General features: G+C 54.0%; 5 protein-coding genes. All 5 read right to left on the bottom strand.

Annotated elements, in window-relative coordinates:
* Positions 1–63: 63 nt before the first annotated feature.
* A complete protein-coding gene (locus tag PLH32_18375; GenBank protein HQJ66576.1) occupies positions 64–321 on the bottom strand; it encodes a type II toxin-antitoxin system RelE/ParE family toxin in 258 nt (85 codons plus the stop codon).
* Complete coding sequence (locus tag PLH32_18370) at positions 318–518, bottom strand: hypothetical protein (protein ID HQJ66575.1); 201 nt, start codon at positions 516–518, stop codon at positions 318–320. The genes PLH32_18375 and PLH32_18370 overlap by 4 nt, the downstream gene beginning before the upstream one ends.
* A 175-nt stretch (positions 519–693) precedes the next feature.
* Complete coding sequence (locus PLH32_18365) at positions 694–1,728, bottom strand: Fic family protein (GenBank protein HQJ66574.1); 1,035 nt, start codon at positions 1,726–1,728, stop codon at positions 694–696.
* Positions 1,729–1,761: 33 nt separating this feature from the next.
* Positions 1,762–2,370 carry a DUF6088 family protein gene (locus PLH32_18360; GenBank protein ID HQJ66573.1) on the bottom strand — a complete coding sequence of 203 codons (609 nt, stop codon included), beginning with the start codon at positions 2,368–2,370 and terminating at the stop codon, positions 1,762–1,764.
* Positions 2,371–2,507: 137 nt separating this feature from the next.
* Positions 2,508–4,313 (bottom strand): 3'-5' exonuclease (locus tag PLH32_18355; protein ID HQJ66572.1); only part of this gene is annotated, 1,806 nt, incomplete at its 5' end.

Here is a 4,313-nt window from a genome sequence, read left to right as displayed (position 1 = left end):
CGCAGATACTTGCGAACGCCGTTCAAGACTGATTCATTAACCATTGTGAAGCCTTATCTGCTATCACTTTCTTCTGTAAATTTCTTTGCGGTGGTCGACGCGAAGCACGACAATATCGTCGCCTTCCATGTCGAAGATCACACGATAATCACCGATGCGAAAACGGTAGCCGCCGAGTTCCGGGTCGGTCAGCGGTTCAGCATATTGTAAAGGATTGTCTTTGAAACGAAGGAGGGTTGTGCCGATGCGCTTTTTGAGACCGGCTTCGAGCTTGCCAATGTCCCTGACGGCTTTCCGGGTATATACGAGCCGATAACTCAATGTCCGAATACCTCGTCATGTGTCTTTACACGACCGGCCTTATAGTCCGCCCTGGCTTCCTTGATGCTCTCCAAGTATTCGGGTGAGGTTGTAGCGAGCAGTTCCTCCAGGAAGGCTTCCCGATCCCTCTTCTTCATGGCCTTCACGGCACTAATAATCTCTTGCCGTGATAAATTGACTTTGATGGCATTCAACATGGCTATATCCTTTCTATTCAACTATTCAAGACTATCGAAAATAATATCATGCATTGTTAAAATCCGCCATAAAAAACCAAAGAACCTCTTCCAGACAGGGGTGCCTGACATTCTCCACCCGGCATATCCGAGCAAAACACACGAGATCGTCAGCCCGGAAACGTTTCCGAGCAGTTTACTTGTCGCTATTCTTCCTTTGCTCTGCAAGCCACTGGCGGCCTTTATCGGTCAGGCGGTATTTCTGCAGGCGGCTGTTGGGCTTGTCGGGGATGGTCATTTCAATCAACCCATCCGCCAGGGCCGGTCTTAGATAACGCTCACGGAAGGATTTGCGGTCCTGCAGGCCGAGAGTGGTTTGCAGCGCTTCGCGGCTCATTTCTTCCTGGAGTGCCAGAACCAGTTCGCCGACTTGGGGGGTGACTTGGGGGGTGACTTGGGGGGCTGTGGTGGTTACGGCATCCAGGATCATACGGAGCATAAAGGCGATGAACGGCGCGGAATCGGTCCGGTTCGTGCTCTCCTGTAATGCTTCGTAATACTCATGCTGATGTTCGAACACCAGGCTTTCTACCGGAATGTTGGCAAATAGGGGGTTCCAGCGGGTCAGAATCAAGCTCTGCCAAAGCCGCCCCAAGCGGCCGTTGCCATCGATAAAGGGGTGGATAAACTCGAACTCATAGTGAAAGACCGAACCGGCAATCAGCGGATGGGCATCGGTTGTAGCCAACACCAGCCATCGGCACAGGTCGCTCATCAGTTGTGGTACCCGATCCGCCGGGGGAGCCATGTGGATCACTTGAGTGCCTGCCATCACGCCCATGCCGCCGCGCCGGTACATTCCGGCCTCGTCGATCAATCCCGCCATCAGCATTCGATGCGCCTCCAGCAGGTCCTTTTCCACTTCCGGCCGCCAGCTCTCGAAGTGGTCGTAGGCAGCCAGCGCGTTTCGCGCCTCCTGCACCGCGCGGGGCGGGGCGATCACCCGCCTGCCGTCCAGAATCGCGGTGATCTGCGCCTCGCTCAAAGTGCCGCCCTCGATAGCCAGCGAGCCGCGAACGGTGCGGATGCGGGTGATGCGCCGCAGCCGCAGTTCTCTGGCTCGGTCGGTGAGCACGTTCAGTCGTCCCATGGCCTCGCTGATCTGGGCGACCCGGGTCAGAATCTCTGAGGTGATGGTGTAAGGCGGCTGGTAAGTGGATTCTCCGCTCATGTTATGTCTTCCACAATATCGGTATAGCTCCTGTCATTTTCCCTCAGAGCCGGAAACCCTTCGCAGAATGGCGGCGATCCAGGCCGGCGCGTAGCGGAGATCTCTAAGCAGCACCTTTTTGTCGCTGACGGACAGCCGCTTTTGCAGATTGGCCACAACGGCATCGTCCACCTGCCTTTGCCCAAGATGGCGCAGGGCCTGGATGACCAGCCCGGAAACCTGCCCGGCGGTGGCCATGGCCCGGGGCGTCGTGTGCTTGAGCATGATGATCTGCTTGCCGATCTGGACGCGGCGTGCCGGACCGTCGGTGAGAAACACGATCTTCATGGGCACCTGATCGGAGAGCCCCAGCAGATTGGCGGCATAGCCCCCGGACGGTTGCAGAAGGATCTTGTCCCGCCCCTTGAGTGCCTTGACAATGGCGTCTATGGTCGGGGAAAGGAGGCCGAGCGCCGGATCGATGCGCGGGTAGTCGTACAGCCCGCGGGCCAGGCGGCGCAGCGTTCCTTTCTTCGCCAAGCGGTGCAGCGCCAGGTCCACGGCTTGCCGGCTCCCCAAGTCCATAAAGTCACCTGGGGTAACGACGCAACCCTTCCCACGTCCATAGATGCGGCTTATTATTTTAGAATCAATGCTTTGCATGATATGCCTGCATGAATCTTTGTAAGGAAAAGTGGCATCTTTTTCATACAAAACAAACTCATCTTCACGATGAATTTGGGATATCAAATATCAGGGGCTATGGTTATCGGTTGATGGAACATTCATCTATGTGACTACTATTGCAGCATCTTCTTGATTAGATCATTTTCACTGCAGTACGGAATAAACAATTGTTCTCTCGCCCGTGTAACTGCAACGTAAGCCAGCTTCCGGCTTTGCTCTTCCGACCATCGGTTCCCCGGCACCAGCCAGTCGATGCCCAGTAAAAAGACGCAGGCGTAATCAAACCCTTTGAGGCTGTGTATCGTTGAAATCGGTATGCTGTCCGCTGTCACATCGTAGGCGCGCTTTGATCGGTAATCCTCTGAGATCCAGTTATGCATGAGGCCCCTTTTCTCCAGCGCATCCTCCAGTAACCGGGGTAGATTCACGGCGATATCACCATCTGGAGAGCGCATTGTGTAGATCACGGCGATTTCTGCGAGGGAATATTTTTCCTTCTCACTCAGAGTCCCTATCCGATCGGCGACCCAGGAGACCATTGTTTCGTAATCTTTGAATTGTCGGACATCCGGTTGCGGACCATGCATGTCCTCAAAGATCTCAGGGAACAATTCCTCCTGATGAATTTCCCTGCTCGATTCCTGATCGCCCACGATAACCCTTTTTGCAAAATCGGCGATCTCCTTCGTATTACGATAGATCCACGATAGCCGGCGCACCCGGCCACGGGCATGTATGCCGACCGCCTTCCAGGAAGATTGCCGCTGGTAAATATTCTGATTGTCATCCAGGGCGATGGCCAGATGATCCGTCTGTGGATTTAGAAGGGCCGTGACGATTTTGAGCATGTCGTCGGAAAAATCCTGCCCTTCGTCGATGAGGATCGCGTCATAGCGGAGATTGCATGATGGTAGTTTCTCCAGGGTATCTTGGATAACCATTTCATAGTACTCTGAGTCCGCCTTTTCATAAGGAACGTCTTCTCCCGTAATCTTTGCGCAGATCTGAAAGAAGTGGCAAACCTCGACACCGCCCTTTCCAAGAGGCACATGTTTATCGGCGAGAAGACGGCGGATGTAGTTGACGAGCGTGATGTTATAGCAAACAAAGAGAATATTATGGATGGCGGGGTTGTACCGCTTCAGAAGGGCGGCCCTGTGTACCAGGATCAGCGTCTTGCCGCTACCCGAGGGACCCGTAATGATGCGGTGCCCGCCTTCATATTGCCGGGCAATGCTTTCCTGATGATGATCGAGGAGTTTCAGACGGCGGGTCGCGGTGGCGCGTTTTTTTTGAGTATCTCGATCCGGCAGGTCAATCCGCACCACAGGAAAAATCAATTGTCGCAGGTGGTTCAGTTCCTTGCCGGTCATGGAAAACCTGGGTTTGACCATGAGCATCCGCTCCAGGGCTTCCTGGAAACAGTGCCCCGTTTGATCTTCACAAATGGGCGACTGGGGGTGGAGATCATCCCAGAAGAAAATCCGCTCCGAAGGAATAACCCGATGAAGTTCTTTCTTTTCGTACTCATGCTTGTTGATGTTGGGAAAGACAATGCCGCTGTTGACCGTGACCTTGACCTGGCCATAAGAATGTGCATCTTTTGACACCAACTGGCCGTCTCGTTTAATCTTGTCCATGACCTCGCCGAAGTATTCCCGGATCTGCTGGAGGGGGTTCTTACGGGGGACCTCTTTCCCTTCGATACAAAGTGTGAAGAATTGGGGATCGGCGGCAACGATCTGGTCCAAGGCCCAGTCCTTGACCTCGAAGATGATCAGACCAGCGTCCTGTGCGTAGAGAATGAAATCCGGCTCACGCCCGGCTATATCCGGCTGATACCAGGCAATGTATTTTTCATCCGGCTTGGCGCAGCTATGAAGAAACCGATAAAAGACGCCCTCGCCTGCAGTTGTAAA

The sequence above is a fragment of the bacterium genome (assembly GCA_035419245.1).
Lineage (GTDB): Bacteria > Zhuqueibacterota > Zhuqueibacteria > Residuimicrobiales > Residuimicrobiaceae > JAKPUX01.
Note: the sequence above shows the minus strand (reverse complement) of the source record. Positions and strands in the feature narration are given on the sequence as shown.